Annotated in this window: 1 protein-coding gene; it reads right to left on the bottom strand. The window is 72.5% G+C overall.

The features are described 5' to 3' along the window. Positions 1-3,797 (bottom strand): AMP-binding protein (locus ACWELQ_RS40670; protein WP_452402322.1); only part of this gene is annotated, 3,797 nt, incomplete at both ends.

Here is a 3,797-nt window from a genome sequence, read left to right as displayed (position 1 = left end):
CCCGCGGGCACCGGCCGCAGCGCCGTATCCAGCACCACCGCACCGGTTCCCGGCAACACCGCGCCGATCTCGACGGGCCGCCCGGGCAGCAGTTCCGCGCCGGTGGTCCAGATGGTCGCCTCGGCCGGGCCGTAGAGGTTGTACACCCGCCGCAGGCCGCCGGTATCGGTGCCGGACCATTGCGCCGCCAGCCGTGGCGGGCACCGGTCACCGCCGACCAGCAGCACCCGCAGCTCGTCGAGCCCAGCCGCGTCCACGGTCAACGCCACCGCCGGGGTGAGGAAGGCGTGCGTGATGCGTTCGCGGGCAAGCAGTTCGGTGAGCGGTTGCCCGCCGTACACGTCGGCGGGTGCGATCACCAGTGCCGCGCTGCCGGTCACGGCCAGCAGCAGTTCGAACAGGGCCGCGTCGAAGGTGCGCGCGGCCACGGCCAGCACCCGGGATTCGGGATCGGGTGCGCAGCGGCGGCGGTGATCGGCGACGAGGGCGGCCAGTCCGGCGTGGGTGACCTCGACGCCCTTGGGCAGGCCGGTCGAGCCGGAGGTGTGGATCACGTAGGCCACGGCGTCCAACGGCGGCAACGTGTTCGGGCCACGAAGGGCCGTCGCGGCGTCCCCGCGCGGTGCGATGGCCGCAGCCGTATCAGGGTGGTCCAGGACGATCCAGGGCACATCGCCGGGCAGCGCCTTTCGGTGCCGGGCAGTCGTAATGCCCACGCGTGCACCCGAATCGGTGCACACGAAGCGGGTGCGTTCGGCCGGATGCGCCGGGTCCACCGACACCGGCGCGGCACCGGTCCGCGCGACCGCCCACACCGCCAGCACCCACTCCAGCGACCTCGGCACACCGATCGCGACCACGGTCTCCGGCCCGGCCCCCTGCGCGATCAGGTGCTGCGCCAGCCGGTTCGACCACTCGTCGAGTTCCCGGTAGGTGACCCGGCGGCCCCCGTCGACCACGGCATCGCCGTCGGGATTGGCGGCCACCGCGGCGGCCAGCAACTCGGGCAGCGTGACGGCATCGGTGCGGGCGAGGCCGGGATCGACGCGCCCCCAGTCACGAATCACCCGCGTGCGCTCGGACTCCGACAGCATGTCGATCTCCCGCACCGCCGTCCCGGGGTCGGCGGCGACGGCTGCCAGCACCCGACGCAGGCGTTGTCCCAGTGCGCGAATGGTGCTGTCGTCGAACAGGTCCGCCGCGTAGCTGATCCCGACCGGGATCGCCCCGGTGTCGTCGGGCGCCTCGGTGAGGGTGAGGCTGAGATCGAACCGCTCGATCCCGGTGTCCGCGCCCGAGCCCGTCACGGCGACGCCGGGCAGCTCGAATCGCACCTCGTCGAGATTGTGGAAGCCGAGCATGACCTGGAACAGCGGATGGCGCGCCCGGCCGCGCGGCGGATCCAGCACCTCCACGACCTGCTCGAACGGAATCTCGGCGTGCGCGAACGCGTCCAGGTCGGTACCGCGCACGCGATCGAGCAGTTCGGCGAAGGACCCCGCTTCGTCGATCCGGGTGCGCAGCACGACCGTATTGACGAACATGCCGACCAGATCGTCGAGTGCGGCCGACCCGCGCCCGGCCACCGGCGTGCCGATGGCGATATCCGCGCTGCCCGACAGCCGCGACAGCACCAGGGCCAGCGCGGCATGGAACAGCATGAACATCGTCACGCCGCGCTCGCGCGCCGCCCGTCGCAGCCCGGACACCACGGCGGGTTCGACGGTGAAGGCGTGGGTCGCGCCCCGATGCGAGGCCACCGCCGGGCGGGGCCGATCGGTCGGCAATGCCAGCAGGTCCGGCAGCTCCCGCAACTGCTGCTGCCAGTAGCGGGTCTGCGCCGACAGCACCGAGTCCGGGTCTTGCGCCGACCCGAGCAGCTCGCGCTGCCACAGCGCGTAATCCGCGTACTGCACCGGCAGCGGCGACCATTCCGGTTGCCGCCCACCGCACCTGGCCGTGTACGCCACCGCCAGGTCGCGGGCCAGCGGGGTCATGGAGAATCCGTCGGCGTTGATGTGGTGCACGACCAGCACCAGCACGAACTCCTGCGGCGCGACCGCGAGCAGTCGGATCCGCAGCGGAATCCGTTCGGCGACATCGAATCCCTGGGAGACCACGGCCGCGACGACCGAGTCCAGCTCGGCCTCGGCGATGACGGCCGGGGCCGGGTCGAAGTCCACCGCGCCCGGCAGCTCGGCGACCGGTACCACCACCTGGTGCGGCACGCCGTCCGTCTCCGGGTAGTGCGTCCGCAGCACCTCGTGGCGGGCCAGCACGTCCATGATCGCCGCCGACAGTGCGGCGGTGTCCACGATGCCCGACAGCCGCAATACCAGGGGAATGCTGTAGGACACCGATTCCGGGGCGAAGCGGTTCACGAACCACATCCGCTGCTGCGCGAACGACAGCGGCACTCGCTCCGGCCGCGCCCGGGCGGTCAGGCGTGGTCCGCTCTCGATCGCCGCGCCTGCCTTTCCCGCGACCGCGCCACGTGCGGTGAGCGCGCCCGCGAGGTCTCCGACCACGGATGTCTCGAATACGTCCCGTACCGTCACCGGCACGCCGACCGCGTCGGTGAGTCGCGCCGACAATCGCGTGGCCGACAACGAGTTTCCGCCCAGCGCGAAGAAGTCGTCGTCGACTGCGACCCGCTCGCACCCCAGCACGTCGGCGTACACCGTCGCCACGGCTTGTTCGAGCGGTGTCGCGGGCGCCCGGTATTCCCGGGCGGTGAAGACCGGTTCCGGCAGGGCGTCGCGGTCCACCTTGCCGCTGCTGTTGAGCGGCAGCGCGTCGAGCACCAGGACGGTGTCGGGCACCATGTACCGGGGCAGCCGCTGCCGCAGCGCCCGCTCGACCGCACCGGTTTCCAGCGCCCGGCCCGCCGCGTACGCCACCAATCGTCCACCGGCGGGCGCGCTTTCGCCCGCGAGGTAGACGACGGCGGCCTGATCGACGCCGTCGATTTCGCACAGCGCGGCCTCGACCTCGCCGAGTTCGAGCCGCTGCCCGCGCACCTTCACCTGGAAGTCGGAGCGGCCCATGTACATCAGCTGCGCTGTGGGCGAACCGGATTCGGTCTGCTCGTCGATGGTCCAGCGCACCAGGTCGCCGGTGCGGTAGAGCCGACTGCCGGGCGCGCCATAGGGATTGGCGATGAACCGGGCGGCGGTGAGTCCCGTCCGGCCCCGATATCCGCGTGCCACAGCGGGGCCCGCCACGTACAGCTCGCCGACCACGCCGGCGGGCACGGGCCGCAACCAGGCATCCAGCACCAGGACCGACAGGCCGCCGATCACCGTGCCGAGGGTGACCGGTTCGCCCGCGCGCAGGGCGGCGGTGCCGGTCACCCAGATGGTCGCCTCGGCGGGGCCGTACAGGTTGTGTACCCGGCGGCGGGCGCCGAGATCGGTTCCCGCCCAACGGGAGATGAGCGCGGGCGGGCACGCCTCGCCCGCCACCGTCAGCACCTCGAGATCGTCCAGCCCTGCAGCCTCGGTCGCGGCGGCGACGGCCGGGGTGAGGACGGCGTGGGTGACCCGCTGCGTGCGCAGGAGGTCCGCGAGTTGCGGCCCGCCGTACACGTCCGGCGGCGACATCACCAGGGTCGCGGCGCCGGACACCGCCAGCAGCAGTTCGAAGATCGCGGCGTCGAAGGTGCGGGCCGCGACGCTGAGCACGCGGGAGTCCGGTCCGACCCGGAATCGGCGACTTTGCGCCGCGCACAGTCCCGCCAGTCCGGCGTGGGTGACCTCGACGCCCTTCGGTCGTCCGGTCGAGCCGGAGGTGTAGAC

The organism is Nocardia sp. NPDC004722, assembly GCF_053601505.1.
The sequence above is the reverse complement of the archived record's forward strand: the minus strand, read 5'-3'. Positions and strand labels throughout refer to the sequence as shown.